Source organism: Aeromonas sp. QDB23, assembly GCF_027707745.1.
In the GTDB taxonomy this organism is placed as follows: Bacteria; Pseudomonadota; Gammaproteobacteria; order Enterobacterales; family Aeromonadaceae; genus Aeromonas; species Aeromonas allosaccharophila.
In genome coordinates, this window is sequence record NZ_JAPCJA010000011.1 from 20,919 (window position 1) to 36,603 (window position 15,685).

The window sequence follows — 15,685 nt, forward strand, 5'->3', positions numbered from 1 at the left end:
CGCCGGGCTTTTTTATATTCCGGAGCCTGTTGAAGGTGTTCAGATTCAGAATATTCCTAGCCTTGTGGTAGGATATCGCCCCTCTTTTTCGGTCAACGAGACGGCACCGTGCACGACAACACCTACCTTCCCGATTATTTTTTACGCCACATTGCGGCCATCATGCCGACCCATCTCTCGATGGATGAGTTTGTGGCCAGTTGTCGACGTCCGCTGCGCCGCAGCATTCGGGTCAATACCTTGAAGATCGCCGTCTCCGACTTCGTCGCGCTGATGCAGCCATTGGGTTGGCAGCTCGACCCGGTACCCTGGTGTGACACCGGCTTCTGGTTGACCCGCAGCGATGAAACCGTCCCCCTTGGCAACACCGCCGAGCATCTGAGCGGGCTGTTCTACATTCAGGAAGCGAGCTCCATGCTGCCGGTGACGGCGCTATTTGCCAGCGACAAGATCAAAGCGGACGGCATGTTGCTGGATGCGGCGGCGGCCCCCGGCTCCAAGACCACCCAGATTGCCGCCCTGATGAACAATCAGGGGATGCTGGTTGCCAACGAGTTTTCCAGCAGCCGGCTCAAGGTGCTGAGCGCCAACATCCAGCGTTGCGGTGTGACCAATGTGGGCATGACCCATTTTGATGCCAAGGTGTTTGGCCAGTGGTTGCCAGAGACCTTCGACGCCATCCTGCTCGACGCCCCCTGCTCCGGCGAAGGGACGGTGCGCAAGGATGAAGATGCCCTGCGCAACTGGAGCATCGAGAGTATCGACGAGATCGCGGCGGTGCAACAAGGGTTGCTGGAGAGCGCCTTCCATGCCTTGAAACCGGGCGGCGTACTGGTCTACTCCACCTGCACCTTGAGTGAGCAGGAGAATCAGGCGGTCTGCCAATCCCTGCTGGACAAGTTTGGCGATGCGTTGAGTTTTGACTCGCTGGCCGACCTGTTCCCCTATGCAGAGCAGGCCTGCACATCCGAAGGATACCTGCACGTTTGGCCCCAGATCTTCGACAGTGAAGGCTTTTTCGTCGCCAGATTGCGCAAGCATCACTCCGTGCCCAACACCATGTTCAAGCCGGGCAAGCTCGGCAAATTCCCCTTTGCGCCGCTACCGGCCAAAGAGGCGGAACCCATGTTGCGCGATATTGAGGCCAACTTTGGCGTGACGCCTCAAGGGCAGCTGTTTGGTCGCAATGACGAGATCTGGCTCTTCCCCAAGCGGTTTGATCAGGTACAGGGCAAGCTGCGTTTCGATCGCATCGGCATCAAGCTGGCCGAGACCTTCAAGAAAGGCTATCGCCTCACCCATGAGTGGGCGCTGGCCTATGGTGATAAAGCGAGCAAGGGCGTGGTCGAACTGGATAGCGCCAACGCGCGGGAATTCATGATGGGGCGGGATGTCTGGCCAGAGCAGGATGCTGGCGCTGGCGAGGTGATCGTCCGCTATCAGGGGCATACCCTGGGCATGGGGAAATGGGTTGGCAGTCGGGTCAAGAATGCCCTCCCCCGCGAGCTGGTACGTGACAACAATCTGTTCAATGCATAGTGGGCTGTTCGTGAACGAGTTTGGATACCCACACTGCGGTTGAACTTTTATCGGGATCTTGAAAAGCCTTGAGCCTTGTCTAAGCTTAAGGCAATCCGAACACCAGTTAGCGCACGGCTCTGCAAGGAGCCAATTCCCCTATGCCAGGTACAAGGAATTCGTACCTGGCTTTTTTTATCTCTTCACGTATCGCTGTTACTTCACTCTTGTGTCTATTCAACGGTCTCTTCGACCTGTGTGGCGACTCTGTTTTCAAACGGAGGTTCTCTACCCAGCTCATGTTGGTAGAGCAGATCGATCGCCTGCTCGATGAGTGATGCCTGACTGTCTTCGAGATGAAGACCCAGTGCGGCCAATCGTTCGGCGTGGCGATTGCTGATCCAGCATTGCAGCCGGGTATGGGTCTCCTGCTTGCGTTTTACATGTTGGCGCTGCCGCTCGGCATTGTTTTGGGGCACCGCCTCTTGCTCTTCACGCACTGTCATTTCTTGGCTCATATGTCCTTGCGATATTACATTTCCGAGTTTGTTATCTCTCATCACATGCCATTATCCATAGGAAGATGGCCCTTCCCCTTTGGGCTGCAGGCTGCACGGCAAATATATCATCAGATCAACAAGATATCATTTAACATAAAAAATGCAGTAGCGCAGTTGTGTCAAAGCAAGCCATCAAGGGCATGATCGGAGAATTTATGGGCGTCATCGAAGTACTCCTGCAGGGTTCGCATATCCTTGTGGCGCGTTACCTCGATGATCTTGTTCATTGGCTTGCCGGCAGTCACCGCCGAGGTGATAAATCCGCGCCGCAGGCTATGGCCACTGACGTAAAGATCGTCGATGGTTTGGCCGGTTCGGCGTTTGATCATCAGATTGATGCCCTGGGGGCCGAGTGGTTCGGCCATCAGTTGACCCCAGCGGTTCATGCGCCGAAACAGCGGCCCCTCGCTGATCCGGCTTTTGTGTAGCCAGTTTTGCAGTGCCGATACGGGGCAATAGTGCTTGCCCGGGATCAGGGCGATCTCGGTTTCATGCAGCTGATGCTTGCTCGGTTTGAGGCGAAGGCGGAGCCCCTGCCCCACAAAATCGAGATCGCTCACCTCAATTCGGGCAGCTTCCGAGCGGCGCAAGGCGCCACTGAACATCAAGAGCAGCAGGGTGTGATCACGCAAGCCTGCCAGATCACCGGTGTCGATGCCATCGAGCACCTGGGTCAAAGGCTGCAGCGTCAGGGCGCCGGTTTTGCGTTTGCGGTTATCCCCCAACCTGACAATACCGCGCATCATCTCCTTGATTTCGGGATGTTCGGTGGGCATGGGATGAATGCCTTTCTGCTTGAAGGCATAACGGATCCCGGCTAGCCTGCGTACCAGAGTTGCCGGTTTACGCGGTTCACCATTACGCAGCTCTCCTCTCCCTTCTTCTTTATTGAGCCATACCCAGTCAGCCAGTACCCCGTCGGCCTGATCTGCCAGAAAGTTCATGATGTCGTGATGAGTGGTTTGTAGCGGATCCAACCCGTGCAATTGGCACCAGAAGACAAAAATACGGGTGTCCGCCTGATAGGCATTGAGGGTGGAATCCGCTTTTGCACTGCGCAAAAAGCGGCGTGCCCGACTATTTAGCTGTGCATCGAAAACAGTCTGTAGTGACTTATGAGCCGGATTGGACAAGGATGGATATGCCACAGAACTCTATGATTCATATGAAGTTTGAGAGGATCTTACAGGATCCTTCTCATACATCAAGTATCGATAATGAATATTATCGATACTTATAGCATGCTGTTTTAATGCTCTTTGGCCACAGTGAACAGACGAAACATCGGAATATCATTCGACCCAGTTTTGTATGGATGAACGAGTTGAATTGGCTGGATGTGTGAGAGATAACGTGGCGCTAACTTTATTTTCAGGTGGGTAATCAGCTTGGTATTTGAAATAAAAGAAGCCCCGAACAACGGGGCTTCTTTGTTATTTTTTCGCCAGTTTGAACAGTTCAAAAAAATTCCGGCTGGTCGCTTCTGCCAATTCGCTAAGCAGGATCTGACGCAGGTCGGCAATAAACTGGGCAACATCACGCACAAAGGCGGGTTCGTTCTCCCTCCCCCGATGCGGAACGGGAGCAAGATAGGGCGAGTCGGTCTCGACCAGCAATCGCTCGAGGGGCAGTGCCTTGACCACGGCTTGCAAGGCGGACGCATTTTTGAAGGTGGCGATCCCTGAGATGGAGATATAGAAGCCCATCGCCATCGCCGCTTGTGCCATCTCGAGGGATTCGGTGAAGCAGTGCAGCACACCGCCAACCTGATCAGCTCCCTCTTCACGCATGATCTGCAAGGTATCTTGCTGGGCATCGCGAGTGTGGATGATCAGCGGCTTGTTCAGGGCGCGGGCAACCCGGATATGCTCGCGGAAAGAGGCTTGCTGCACCTCTTTGTTCTCGGGGGAGTAGAAGTAGTCGAGACCGGTCTCGCCGATGGCGATCACTCTCTCATCTGCCGCCTGGGTCAGCAACAGGGCGGCATCGACGCCGGGTTCCTGATTGAGCGGATGTACCCCGCAAGAGGCAAACACCTGGGGATAGGGGGCGATTGCCTCGAGCATGGTCGGAAATTGTGCCTGAGTGACACTTACACAGAGAAAATATCCCACATCCAGTTTCGCGGCCTTGGCCAGTACATCGGCCATGCTGGTCTGCTTGCTGCCATAGCTGAGGCGATCGAGATGACAGTGGGAATCAACGAGTAACATATAAAACCTTTCTGCTTGTCGGTACTTATAACCAGCGACTGAGCCAGTTCATCAAATGGATGGTGGGATTGGAGAGCTGCCCCGGCTGGCAAGCGGCCTTGAGGGCAACCAACTGCTGCTCCGCTTCCAGCAGTTTTTCGCTGGAGTGCTGCTCCGCCAGCCGCTGACTCAAGGTTGCCAGATCCGGCATTGCCAGTTGATGGTGACCACATCCGGCCTGGGTTTTCAGGGCATCGCACAAGAAGAGCTGCAACCAGTGCAACCTGACCTGCGTCTCCTGACCCAGCTGGCTGCACAGTGCCGTCGCCTTGACCGGACTTTGACTCAGGGCGACAAACAGTTCCAGCAATTCGCGGCGAGTACCGTCCTGTTGCTGCTCGATATAGTCGAGTACCCGCAGCGGGGCCCCCTGACAGATCCGCACCTGAGCCAACGTGGCCTGATGACCCTGCTCGGCCAACCAGCGTACCGTCTCCCCTTCCGCAGGCAACTGACAGACATGTTTGTGACAGCGACTGAGAATAGTGGGAAGCAACCGTGAAACCTGGGAGGCAATCAGCAACAGCAAGCTGTCGCCGGCCGGCTCTTCCAGGGTTTTCAACAGGGCGTTAGCCGCCGATTCGGTCATCCGCTCCGCATCTGGAATGATCACCACCTTGCCACGGCCGAGCTGGGCAGAGCCCTGCAGCCGAGTGCAGATCTCGCGAATAGCTTCGACCCCGATGGTCTTGCTGTCACGAGCGATGGTGCCGAGATCCGGGTGGTTACCCTTGTCAAACAGCTGGCAGGAGTGGCAATGACCGCACGGTTCTCCGCGATCAGGGTGCTGACAAAGGTGCAAGCGTGCCAGTCGCTCGGCCAGCTGCTCCTTGCCAAGACCGGGATCGCCGAGCAACAACCAGGCGTGGCCGAGACGACCGGACTGGGCCGTCTGACTCAGAGCATGCCAGTCGGGGATCAGCCAGGGATACATAGCGGCTCGTTTGACAGGTAATGGTCCAATGCACGCTCGATGGCAGCTTTGACCTGATCCGGTGTTTGCGCCGCATCGATCACCACAATGGAGTCATCCTTGGCGGCCAGTTCGAGATAACGCGCTCGGGTACGCTCGAAGAAGCTCAGTTGCTCCAGTTCGATGCGATCCAGCTCGCCGCGATGGCGAGCGCGCTGCAAGCCAAGGGCGGGATCGATATCGAGATAGAGGGTGAGATCCGGCTTGAAGTTGCCGAGCACCGCCTGCTTGATGGCACCGATGAGCTGGGGATCGATACCGCGACCACCGCCCTGATAGGCCTGGGAGGAGAGATCGTGGCGATCTCCCACCACCCAGACACCATCGGCCAGCGCGGGCTTGATGCGGGTCTCCACCAGTTGTACCCGGGAGGCATACATCAGCAGCAGTTCGGCTTCGATGGTGAGGCGCTCGTCGTGCACCTCTTTGACGATGGTACGCATCCGCTCGGCCAGCGGGGTACCACCCGGCTCGCGGGTGCACTCGATCCGGTCGATGCCGTGGTGGTGCAGATAGTCTGTGACGTAACGTACGGCAGAGCTCTTCCCTGCCCCTTCCAAACCTTCAATAACAATAAATTTAGACATCAGGATTTCTTCAATATGTATTCGCGAACCGCCCGATTGTGTTCATCGAGGGTCTTGGAGAAATAGTGGGCACCGCCCCCCTTGGCGACAAAGTAGAGATAGTCGGTCGATTTGGGGTTGAGCGCTGCTTCGATGGAGGCCTTGCCCGGCATGGCGATAGGCGTGGGCGGCAGACCGTCGATCACATAGGTGTTATAGGGATTCTTGTCGGTCAGATCACTGCGACGAATGTTGCCATCGTAGCGATCTTTCACCCCGTAAATGACGGTGGGATCAGTCTGCAACTTCATGCCCAGACGCAGACGGTTGACGAATACGGAGGCGATCTGCGCCCGCTCGTCCGGCTGGCCGGTCTCTTTCTCGATAATGGAGGCCATGATCAACGCCTCATAGGGTGTTTTGTAAGGCAGGTTGGCCTGACGTTTCTCCCAGCTCTGCTGCAGGAAGGTCTCCATATCCTGATGGGCGCGGCGCAAGATCGAGAGATCGCTGGCATGGGTGGTATAGGCGTAAGTTTCCGGCAGGAACCACCCCTCCAGCTTGCCATTCTCGATGCCGAGCTCCTGCGCCAGATCGGCTTCGGATTGCTCAACGGTCAACCGCTCGAGATAAGGGGCGCTGGCGAGCTGCTTCTGCCAATCCTCGAAACGGGAGCCTTCAACGAAGGTGAGGCTGAAGTGAAACTCCTTGCCCGAAGCAAACAGAGAGAGGGTCTCCTTGAGGGGGGCCCCTTCCTTGATCTCGTAGGTGCCCGATTTGATGGCCACCAGTTCGGGATGGCCGCGCAGCCAGAGCCGCACCGCCCACGGGCTGGTTTCCCCCTCCCCCAGTTCGGCGATCAGGCGTGCCGCATGGGCGCCTTTCTCCACCGTATAGAGCCGGGTCGGCCCCTTGTTGGTGAGCGTCTCCACCTGTTGCCATTTGTGATATACATAGCCCCCGGCGACGGCCACTGTCAGTGCCGCCCCCGCGAGCAGGGTGTAAAGCCGATTAAACTTCAATGACCAAACGCTCCTGTAAACGGCGACTCAATACCGCTGCGGGATAATGAATATCCTCGATGCCGTTGACCGGCACCACCCCCATCAGGGTATTGGTGAGCCACACCTCTTCCGCCTGCCATAGTGACTCCAGCGGAGCCTCTACCACACGCAACTCAATACTCATCTGTTTCAGCATCGCCATCACCTGGCGGCGCATGATGCCATCGACACCACCGCGGGCCAGATCCGGCGTAAACACCGTCTTGCCCCGACGCCAAAACAGATTGGCACTGACCCCTTCGGTCAGAAAACCGCGGCTGTTAAGCACTATCCCTTCGACTGCATCACGGCTGACAAGTTCGCTTTTCAGCAACACCTGCTCCAGACGATTCAAGGTTTTAAGCCCGGCCAGCATGGGCGCATCGCCGATCCTCTGGCGGCACACCACCATCTCGATACCCTGCTGTTGCCACTGGCCATAGTGGGTAGGAAATGGCGCCAGGCTGACAATGCGGGTCGTGTTCCGACATCCGCTGCCATCATAGCCCCTGCCTCCCTCGCCGCGGGTCAGGATCACCTTGGCCACGCATTGTGGCTGGTCGGCCACTATCTCTTCAACCTCCTGGCTCAGCAGATCCCAGTCAGGATCAGCCAATCCCAGCCGATTGTTGGCCTGCTGCAGCCGTGCAAGATGGGCAGGCCACTGCAATACACGACCATCCCTGACCGCCATGGTGGTGAAATGACCGTCACCATAGGCCAGCCCCCGATCATGGGCCGAGATGGTATCAAGCTTCATTCCATTGATAAGCAAAGGGATCCCTCCGATAAAAAAGGCCCGATACCGGCAGTATCGGGCCTGTGTCTTTGCCCTGCGGCAAATTATACGCGTTTGAAGATCAGCGAGCCATTGGTGCCGCCAAATCCAAACGAGTTGGAGAGGGCGTACTCGAAGCTGCCAGACTTGGCCACGTGGGGCACCAGATCCAGATCGCACTCTTCATCCGGGTTGTCCAGGTTGATGGTGGGCGGCGCCACCTGATCACGCAGGGCCAACACTGTGATGATCGCCTCGATGGCACCGGCGGCGCCCAGCAGGTGACCGGTCATGGACTTGGTGGAGCTGATCATCAGGGATTTGGCGTGCTCACCAAACACCGACTTCATGCCACGCAGTTCGGCCACGTCACCCAGCGGGGTAGAGGTGCCGTGGGCGTTGATGTAACCAATCTGCTCGGGAGCAATGCCAGCATCCTTGATGGCATTTTTCATGGCGCGGGCGCCACCGTTGCCATCAGCGGGAGGCGCAGTCATGTGGTAGGCGTCGCCACTCATGCCAAAACCGACCAGCTCGGCGTAAATCTTGGCGCCACGGGCCTTGGCATGTTCGTACTCTTCCAGCACCAGTACACCGGCACCGTCACCCAGCACAAAACCGTCGCGATCCTTGTCCCACGGACGGCTCGCCTTTTGCGGCTCGTCATTGCGGTTGGAGAGCGCCTTGGCCGCGGCGAAACCGCCCATCCCCATCGGGGTGGAGGCTTTCTCAGTGCCGCCAGCCACCATCACGTCCGCATCACCATAGGCGATCATCCGACCCGCCATACCGATGGCATGGGTACCGGTAGTACAGGCGGTAGTCACGGCGATGTTCGGCCCTTGCAGACCTTTCATGATGGAGAGATGACCGGACACCATATTGATGATGGTGGACGGTACGAAGAAGGGGCTCAGCTTGCGTGGGCCACCGTTGATCAGGCTGCTGTGGTTCTGTTCAATCAGACCCAGACCGCCGATACCGGAGCCAATCGCCACGCCGACACGCTCGGCATTCTCTTCATTGATGGTCAGGCCGGAATCATCCAGCGCCTGGATCCCCGCCGCCACGCCGTACTGGATAAAGAGATCCATCTTGCGGGCTTCTTTGCGGTTGATGCCGTATTGCTCGGGATCGAAATCTTTGACCAGACCTGCGAAGCGGGTTGCGAACTCGCTGGCATCAAAGTGATCGATAAGGGAAATGCCGCTCTGCCCGTTGAGCAGTGCTTGCCAGCTGGATTCGGCAGTGTTACCCACCGGGGAAAGCATCCCCAAGCCGGTCACCACGACTCTGCGTTTTGACACTGAGGTAGTCTCCGAGAGGTGATTTGAAAGGAAACAAATACAAAAGAAGCGGCCCTTGGGCCGCTTCTTTCAGAACAGGAACTTATTCCTGATTAGCGGTGATGTAATCGATAGCCGCTTGAACAGTGGTGATCTTCTCGGCTTCTTCATCAGGAATTTCGGTATCGAATTCTTCTTCCAGCGCCATTACCAGTTCAACGGTATCCAAAGAGTCAGCGCCCAGGTCGTCGACGAAGGAGGCAGCGTTCTTGACGTCTTCTTCTTTAACACCCAGTTGTTCGATGATGATTTTCTTTACGCGTTCTTCGATGTTGCTCATGACCTGAATTTTCCTTTAAAAATACGCTATTTGCGTCTGGTTGGGGTAGTTTATTCAATTGACGTGAGTTTGCAAGTAGCTTGCCGCTGGTCAAACCACGAAATGTGCCAAACTTCGGCGTACTATCGCAAATTTGAACAGATCTCACGACAAATTGATTACACCATGTACATCCCGCCATTAACATGCAGGGTTTCGCCGGTGATATAGGCTGCTTCATCAGAAGCCAAGAATACCACAGCTGCGGCAATTTCTTTTGGATCACCCAAACGGGCGGCAGGCACCTGACTCATGATGCCGGCACGTTGATCGTCATTCAGGGCACGGGTCATGTCGGTTTCGATGAAACCGGGGGCAACCGCGTTCACTGTGATACCACGGGATGCCACTTCCCGCGCCAACGATTTGGTAAAACCAACCAGACCCGCCTTGGCGGCAGCATAGTTGACCTGACCCGCATTGCCCATGGTGCCTACCACGGAGCCAATGCTGATGATGCGACCGTGACGTTTCTTCATCATGGCACGCAACACCGGTTTGCTCAGACGGTAGAGCGAGGTCAGATTGGTATCGATGATCTCGTTCCACTCATCATCTTTCATCCGCATCAACAGATTGTCACGGGTGATCCCCGCGTTGTTGATCAGAATGTCGATGTCGCCAAAGCGCGCCTTGATGGCGGCAAAGACGGCTTCGATGGACTCCTGGCTGGTCACGTTCAGCGCCATGCCGCAACCATGGTCGCCCAGATAGGCGCTGATCGCCTCGGCACCGCTCTCGCTGGTCGCCGTACCGACCACTTTCGCGCCACGGGCCGCAAATGTTTCGGCAATTGCACGGCCGATGCCACGACTGGCACCGGTCACCAACACAACCTTATCGGTAAAACTCATCACTTGCTCCTGTTTACTTGATCTGGGCCAGCGCCTGCTCGAAAGAGGCGGCATCGTTGGCGTGAATACCTTCCACGCGCTTGTCGATGCGCTTGGCGAGCCCGGTCAGCACTTTGCCCGGTCCCATCTCGATCTCGAGGGTAACGCCCTCATTGGCCATCCGCTCGACAGTCTCGGTCCAACGAACCGGGCTGAACAGCTGACGCACCAGCGCTTGCTTGATGGCGGCCGGATCCTGTTCACAGGATACGTCGACATTATTGATGACCGCGATGGTTGGAACCTTGATCTCGATCCCGTCCAGCGCAGCTGCCAGTTTTTCTGCGGCAGGTTTCATCAGCGCGCAGTGAGACGGCACGGAGACCGGCAGCGGCAATGCACGCTTGGCGCCCGACTCTTTCATCAGCACGTTGGCACGTTCAACGGCCTCTTTGTGACCGGCGATAACCACCTGGCCCGGAGAGTTGAAGTTGACCGGAGAGACCACCTGCCCTTGCGCTGCTTTTTCGCAGTTGGCGGCGATGGATTCGTTGTCCAGACCGATGATGGCAGCCATGGCGCCGGTGCCTTCCGGGACTGCTTCCTGCATGGCCAGGCCACGCAGCTCGACTAGTTTGACCGCATCGGCAAAATCGAGTGCGCCACTGCAAACCAGCGCGGAGTATTCACCCAGGCTGTGGCCCGCCATCAGAGAAGGCGTTGCCCCACCCTGCTGTTGCCACAGACGCCACAGGGCGACAGAGGCGGTCAGCAGCGCAGGCTGGGTGCGCCAGGTTTTGTTCAGATCTTCAACCGGACCATCCATCACCAGGGCAAACAGGTCATAACCCAGCACCTGGCTCGCCTCGGCGAAGGTCTCCTTGATCACGGCATGTTGCTCGGCCAGCTCGGCCAGCATGCCAACGGACTGGGAACCTTGTCCCGGGAAGGCAATGGCAAATTGGGTCATCATTGATTCCTTTTAGATAAGACAAAAATGAAATCGGTGACGGGATGATGGGTACACCATCCCGCCGAAGATCAGAGGCGAACCAACGCCGAGCCCCAGGCAAAACCGCCGCCAAAGGCTTCCAGCAGTACCAGCTGACCCGGTTTGATCCGGCCATCCCGTACCCCTTCGTCGAAGGCGACAGGGACGGAAGCGGCAGAGGTATTGCCGTGCTTGTCGAGGGTCAGCACCACTTTATCGAGGCTCATACCGAGCTTCTTGGCGGTGGCGCTGATGATGCGGAAGTTGGCCTGATGAGGCACCAGCCAGTCCAGCTCGCTCGGTTCGATACCGGCAGCGGCCAACGTTTCGGTGACGATCTCGCTCAGACGGGTGACCGCGACCTTGAAGACATCGTTGCCCTTCATATACATGTAGGCTTCGAGCTCGGCACCCGGCATGCCGCGACGGGGGTGAGGCAGCTTGAGCAGCTCGCCATAACGGCCATCGGCATGGAGATGGGTAGAGAGGATGCCCGGCGTCTCGCTGGCACCGACAATCACAGCCCCAGCCCCGTCACCAAACAGGATGATGGTGCCGCGATCTTGCGGATCGCACATGCGGGAGAGCACATCGGCCCCGACGACCAGCACATGGCGGGCGGCGCCGGATTTGACGAACTGATCGGCAATGGAGAGTGCGTAGGTGAAACCGGCGCAGGCTGCAGCCACGTCAAAGGCAGGAATGCCCGGTACGCCGAGCAGCCCCTGCAGCTCGCAGGCAGCAGCCGGGAAGGCATTTTCAGCACTGGTGGTAGCCAGCACTATCATATCGAGATCGGCAGCGGTCAGACCGGCTGCTTCCAGGGCGCGCAGGGCGGCCTGGTAAGAGAGGGTGGCAACGGTTTCGTCAGCCCCGGCAATACGGCGCTCACGGATACCGGTGCGTTCCACGATCCACTCATCACTGGTCTCAACCATCTGCTCGAGATCGGCGTTGGTACGCACTGAACTCGGCAGGTAGCTGCCAGTACCCAGAATTTTGCTATGCATAGAGTTCTTATAGATCCCTGTCAGAGAAGACAGCTTCAAGGCGATCTGCTATTTGCAGTGGAAGTTGATGTTTGGCCTCTTGTGCGGCCAGCAGGATCGCATTACACAGGGCGCGCCGTTCGGCCCGCCCATGACTTTTTACCACAATGCCGCGCAATCCTAACAGACTTGCCCCGTTATACTGGTCGGGGTTCAGGTAAGAAAAACGCCGTTTGAACATAAAACCGGCGATCCGACCAAGAAAACTGCGTTTCTTGCGGGGATATCCGGCCAGCTGGGCCATCATCCGCACCACACCCTCCGCCGTCTTGAGGGCCACATTGCCGACAAAACCGTCACAGACAATCACATCGCTGTCACCGCTGAAGATGCGATCCCCTTCGACGAACCCGACATAATTGAGCGCGTGGCACTGGCGCAACAATTCGGCGCTGTGACGCACCAGATCGTTGCCCTTGATCTCCTCCTCGCCGATGTTGAGCAAGGCAACACGAGGTGACGCAATGCCTTCGACCTTTTCGGCCACGACGGAGCCCATCACTGCAAACTGCAGCAAGGTATCCGCATCGCAACTGACATTGGCGCCAAGATCCAGCATCACGGTGCGTTTGCCGCTCAATGTCGGTAACGCCTTGATGAGGGCGGGTCTGTCTACCCCGGGCAGGGATTTGAGCACGCATTTGGCCATCGCCATCAGCGCGCCGGTATTGCCGGCACTGACGCAGGCATCGGCCTCACCGGCTTTCACCAGATTGAGCACCACCCGCATGGAGGAGTCTTTCAGAGTACGCAACGCCACGATCGGTTTATCGCCCATGCCAACCACCTGGGATGCATGTACGAAACGAACGCGGGGATGATTCAGCAAGCCATGTTGCTGCAGCAAAGAAGAGGTCTGGTGCTGGTCGCCGACCAGGATCAGTTTTAGCTGGGGTAAAAGAGACAGTGCCTGCACGGCGGCAGGCACTGTTTCCGAGGGGCCAATATCTCCCCCCATGATGTCTAGCGCGACAGTTTGCGTAGACAAAGGCAATCCTTAAGCGATTACCTTTTTACCGCGGTAGAAACCATCGGCAGTCACGTGGTGACGACGATGAATTTCGCCACTGGTCTGATCAACAGTCAGGGCAGCGGTGGTCAGCGCATCGTGGGAACGACGCATGCCACGCTTGGCACGGGTTTTACGGTTCTGTTGTACGGCCATTGTAGGCTAACTCCTAAATTCACTTACGTTTAAGCTCTTCAAGAACTGCAAAGGGATTCGGCCGCTCATCAGCAGGTTCGATTTCACCCCAGGTCATCTCCATGTTTCCTCTCGGGCAGGCATCCATCGGATGCATTGCGACTTGAGGCAACGAGAGGATAAGTTCATCCTCCAGGATTTTATGAAGATCTATCTCGCCGTTTTCGTCCAACTCAATGGGCTCATAAGCTTCCGGCAGTTCTTCCTCGTTTGTTCTTTCGAACAGCGGAGTGTATATAAATTCAGCTTCACAGAGGTGTTCGAATGTCTCTCCGCAACGTTGGCAAACCAGGTCAACCTTGGCATGGGCAGTGCCTTTCATAACGGTCAACTTCTGGACATCTTTGCCAAAGTGCAGTGATACATCGATATCACTCTGCAAGCCAGCGGTTGATTCCTCCAGCCTGGGCATCTGCGACTTTTCCACTATCCCGATGTAATCGAGCAGCTTCAAGGCACTACGGACTGGATCAACCTTAACGGGCAACTTCACCTTTTGCATAGGGCGCGAATAATATAGGTCCAACAACTGATAGTCAAAGGAAAAAGTCCTTACCGCCGATGATTTTAACGTCACAAGTCCCTAGAATGCCGGTACTCGCTTTCATCGGTATTCGGATTATGCCACAGAATCTTATCCTCGCCTCAACTTCTCGCTATCGCAAAGCCCTGCTGGAGAAGCTTGGCCTCCCCTTTGAATGTGCCGCCCCAGACGTTGATGAGCGCCCGCTGGCTGGCGAATCCGCCAACGCGCTGGTAGCCAGACTGGCCCGCGCCAAGGCTGATGCCATCGCCGGGCAACGTGATCACGGCTTGATCATCGGATCTGATCAGGTGTGTGTCTGCGATGATCACATCCTTGGCAAACCGGGCACCATCGACAATGCCATCGCCCAGCTGATGGCGGCCCAGGGTCGCAGTGTTACCTTCTATACCGGCCTGTGCGTGGTGAATGCCGCAACCGGTGAGGCTCATCAACTGGTGGAACCCTTCACCGTCCATTTTCGCAACCTCGATGAAGCCGCCATTCGCCGCTATGTAGAAGCAGAATTGCCCCTCGATTGTGCCGGCAGCTTCAAATGTGAAGGGATGGGGATCGTGCTGTTCAAAGGGCTGGAGGGGCGCGACCCCAATGCCTTGATCGGTCTGCCACTGATCGGCCTGATCGAGCTGCTGGATCGCCACGGCATCGCCCTGCCCTGATGTCCGGTGTGCCGACAACCCGCCGTCTCGCGGAGATGCCTGCTGGACAAGTGCTTATGACGGGTGGCGCACTGGTGCGCCGCTTCAACCCTATCAACCAGGATCCGGATTGTGCGTATAGATGATTTGAGGCTTTTTCTCTCTGTGGTCGAACTGGGCAACTTTGCCGCCGTGGCACACTCCCTCGATGTGCCACGGGCCCAGGTCAGCCGACGCATTGGCGATCTGGAACATGCGCTGGGCTGCAAGCTGTTTACCCGCACCACCCGCAAGCTAACCCTGACGCCGGCCGGCACCGACTATTTTATGCAGTTGCAGGAGATCATTCCGCGACTAGAGACTCTTAACCAGAGCATCAAGAACCAGAGTTCGGCCCCTACCGGTTCGGTCAAGCTGGGCCTGATCGGGGATGCCGACATACTGGCCCACGACTTGCTGGTCAATTTTCTCGACAAGTATCCCCTCATCACCCTGGAGACCCACGTCAGCAACCTCGGTTATCACGACATCATGAACTACGGGCTCGATGCCTGCGTCCATATTGGCGAGATGAAAGAGAGCTCGTTTGTCGCACGTCCCCTGACCACGGTCTCACGCAAACTCTACGCCAGCCCGGCCTATGTGGCCGCTCACGGCATGCCGCAACAACTTGACGATCTTCATCAACACGCCCTGCTGATCCATCGCCTGGCCAGCGGCGAGCTGGAGGATTGCTGGAACTTCAATACCGGCCCGCTCAAGGTCAGCAGCCGGCTCATCTCCAACAGCAGCCACTATATCCGCTACGCGGTGCTCAAGGGGGCCGGGATCAGCCTGCTGCCCGAGCTGAGTGTCAAGGCACAGGTCGCCAGTGGCGAATTGCTGGAGATCCTGCCGACCCACAAGGTCTATCTCGATGATGCCTGGCTGGTGTATCCCAGCCGCAAGGGAATGACCCATGCCGCCCGTTTGCTGATAGAGAGTCTGTTGGCTGAGTCGGCGTTGTTACTCGGCTGATTGTCACAAATTACGAGACATAGAAGCATGGATAGACGGGATTAATCACAAGGA

General features: G+C 57.0%; 18 protein-coding genes. 3 read left to right on the plus strand and 15 right to left on the minus strand.

The features are described from left to right. Window positions 1-108: 108 nt before the first annotated feature. Window positions 109-1,539, plus strand: coding sequence for a 16S rRNA (cytosine(1407)-C(5))-methyltransferase RsmF (rsmF, locus tag PG888_RS07165; protein ID WP_270693078.1), 1,431 nt, complete (start codon window positions 109-111; stop codon window positions 1,537-1,539). Window positions 1,540-1,751: 212 nt separating this feature from the next. On the opposite strand, the gene PG888_RS07170 is transcribed toward rsmF, so the two are convergent. The 15 genes from PG888_RS07170 to yceD form a co-directional block, all read right to left on the minus strand. Continuing rightward, a complete protein-coding gene (locus PG888_RS07170) occupies window positions 1,752-2,036 on the minus strand; it encodes a RepB family protein (protein ID WP_100653771.1) in 285 nt (94 codons plus the stop codon). Window positions 2,037-2,197: 161 nt separating this feature from the next. Beyond that, complete coding sequence (locus PG888_RS07175) at window positions 2,198-3,139, minus strand: tyrosine-type recombinase/integrase (protein WP_270693077.1); 942 nt, start codon at window positions 3,137-3,139, stop codon at window positions 2,198-2,200. 372 nt (window positions 3,140-3,511) lie between these two features. After that, window positions 3,512-4,291 carry a TatD family hydrolase gene (locus tag PG888_RS07180; protein ID WP_182939679.1) on the minus strand — a complete coding sequence of 260 codons (780 nt, stop codon included), beginning with the start codon at window positions 4,289-4,291 and terminating at the stop codon, window positions 3,512-3,514. Between the two features lie 25 nt (window positions 4,292-4,316). Then, entirely contained in the window at window positions 4,317-5,264 is a 948-nt protein-coding gene (gene holB / locus PG888_RS07185) for a DNA polymerase III subunit delta' (protein ID WP_182939678.1), read from the minus strand. Beyond that, a complete protein-coding gene (gene tmk, locus PG888_RS07190; protein WP_182939677.1) occupies window positions 5,249-5,890 on the minus strand; it encodes a dTMP kinase in 642 nt (213 codons plus the stop codon). The genes holB and tmk overlap by 16 nt, the downstream gene beginning before the upstream one ends. Further along, window positions 5,890-6,891, minus strand: a complete 1,002-nt coding sequence (mltG, locus tag PG888_RS07195; protein ID WP_042062905.1) for an endolytic transglycosylase MltG — start codon at window positions 6,889-6,891, stop codon at window positions 5,890-5,892. Before mltG ends, tmk begins: the two co-directional genes overlap by 1 nt. Continuing rightward, window positions 6,881-7,687 carry an aminodeoxychorismate lyase gene (pabC, locus tag PG888_RS07200; protein ID WP_182939676.1) on the minus strand — a complete coding sequence of 269 codons (807 nt, stop codon included), beginning with the start codon at window positions 7,685-7,687 and terminating at the stop codon, window positions 6,881-6,883. Before pabC ends, mltG begins: the two co-directional genes overlap by 11 nt. A gap of 68 nt (window positions 7,688-7,755) precedes the next feature. Then, entirely contained in the window at window positions 7,756-8,997 is a 1,242-nt protein-coding gene (fabF, locus tag PG888_RS07205; RefSeq protein ID WP_075113635.1) for a beta-ketoacyl-ACP synthase II, read from the minus strand. An 82-nt stretch (window positions 8,998-9,079) separates the two neighbouring features. After that, a complete protein-coding gene (gene acpP, locus PG888_RS07210; protein WP_005300909.1) occupies window positions 9,080-9,316 on the minus strand; it encodes an acyl carrier protein in 237 nt (78 codons plus the stop codon). A gap of 158 nt (window positions 9,317-9,474) precedes the next feature. After that, window positions 9,475-10,209 (minus strand): 3-oxoacyl-ACP reductase FabG, encoded by a 735-nt coding sequence (fabG, locus tag PG888_RS07215; RefSeq protein WP_042062908.1) that lies wholly within the window; start codon window positions 10,207-10,209, stop codon window positions 9,475-9,477. Between the two features lie 13 nt (window positions 10,210-10,222). Then, entirely contained in the window at window positions 10,223-11,158 is a 936-nt protein-coding gene (fabD, locus tag PG888_RS07220) for an ACP S-malonyltransferase (protein WP_042062909.1), read from the minus strand. Between the two features lie 71 nt (window positions 11,159-11,229). After that, the gene (locus tag PG888_RS07225) at window positions 11,230-12,189 is read right to left on the minus strand and encodes a beta-ketoacyl-ACP synthase III (RefSeq protein WP_042655782.1); all 960 of its coding nucleotides are present in this window, start codon (window positions 12,187-12,189) and stop codon (window positions 11,230-11,232) included. 7 nt (window positions 12,190-12,196) lie between these two features. Further along, window positions 12,197-13,216, minus strand: coding sequence for a phosphate acyltransferase PlsX (gene plsX / locus PG888_RS07230; protein ID WP_042062911.1), 1,020 nt, complete (start codon window positions 13,214-13,216; stop codon window positions 12,197-12,199). A gap of 9 nt (window positions 13,217-13,225) precedes the next feature. Beyond that, complete coding sequence (rpmF, locus tag PG888_RS07235; protein WP_005300935.1) at window positions 13,226-13,393, minus strand: 50S ribosomal protein L32; 168 nt, start codon at window positions 13,391-13,393, stop codon at window positions 13,226-13,228. 19 nt (window positions 13,394-13,412) lie between these two features. Beyond that, window positions 13,413-13,934 carry a 23S rRNA accumulation protein YceD gene (gene yceD / locus PG888_RS07240; protein ID WP_042655813.1) on the minus strand — a complete coding sequence of 174 codons (522 nt, stop codon included), beginning with the start codon at window positions 13,932-13,934 and terminating at the stop codon, window positions 13,413-13,415. Between the two features lie 119 nt (window positions 13,935-14,053). On the opposite strand from yceD, the gene PG888_RS07245 reads away from it, so the two are divergent. Further along, entirely contained in the window at window positions 14,054-14,635 is a 582-nt protein-coding gene (locus PG888_RS07245) for a Maf family protein (protein WP_111809317.1), read from the plus strand. Between the two features lie 111 nt (window positions 14,636-14,746). Beyond that, a complete protein-coding gene (locus PG888_RS07250; protein ID WP_058051949.1) occupies window positions 14,747-15,631 on the plus strand; it encodes a LysR family transcriptional regulator in 885 nt (294 codons plus the stop codon). The last annotated feature ends 54 nt before the right edge of the window (window positions 15,632-15,685 follow it).

Coding starts and splice junctions, on each gene's coding strand:
- acpP (WP_005300909.1), bottom strand. CDS start 9,316: ATGAGCAACATCGAAGAACGCGTAAAGAAAATCATCATCGAACAACTG.
- rpmF (WP_005300935.1), bottom strand. CDS start 13,393: ATGGCCGTACAACAGAACCGTAAAACCCGTGCCAAGCGTGGCATGCGT.
- tmk (WP_182939677.1), bottom strand. CDS start 5,890: ATGTCTAAATTTATTGTTATTGAAGGTTTGGAAGGGGCAGGGAAGAGC.
- yceD (WP_042655813.1), bottom strand. CDS start 13,934: ATGCAAAAGGTGAAGTTGCCCGTTAAGGTTGATCCAGTCCGTAGTGCC.
- PG888_RS07245 (WP_111809317.1), top strand. CDS start 14,054: ATGCCACAGAATCTTATCCTCGCCTCAACTTCTCGCTATCGCAAAGCC.
- fabD (WP_042062909.1), bottom strand. CDS start 11,158: ATGACCCAATTTGCCATTGCCTTCCCGGGACAAGGTTCCCAGTCCGTT.
- fabG (WP_042062908.1), bottom strand. CDS start 10,209: ATGAGTTTTACCGATAAGGTTGTGTTGGTGACCGGTGCCAGTCGTGGC.
- holB (WP_182939678.1), bottom strand. CDS start 5,264: ATGTATCCCTGGCTGATCCCCGACTGGCATGCTCTGAGTCAGACGGCC.
- PG888_RS07180 (WP_182939679.1), bottom strand. CDS start 4,291: ATGTTACTCGTTGATTCCCACTGTCATCTCGATCGCCTCAGCTATGGC.
- PG888_RS07225 (WP_042655782.1), bottom strand. CDS start 12,189: ATGCATAGCAAAATTCTGGGTACTGGCAGCTACCTGCCGAGTTCAGTG.
- PG888_RS07170 (WP_100653771.1), bottom strand. CDS start 2,036: ATGAGCCAAGAAATGACAGTGCGTGAAGAGCAAGAGGCGGTGCCCCAA.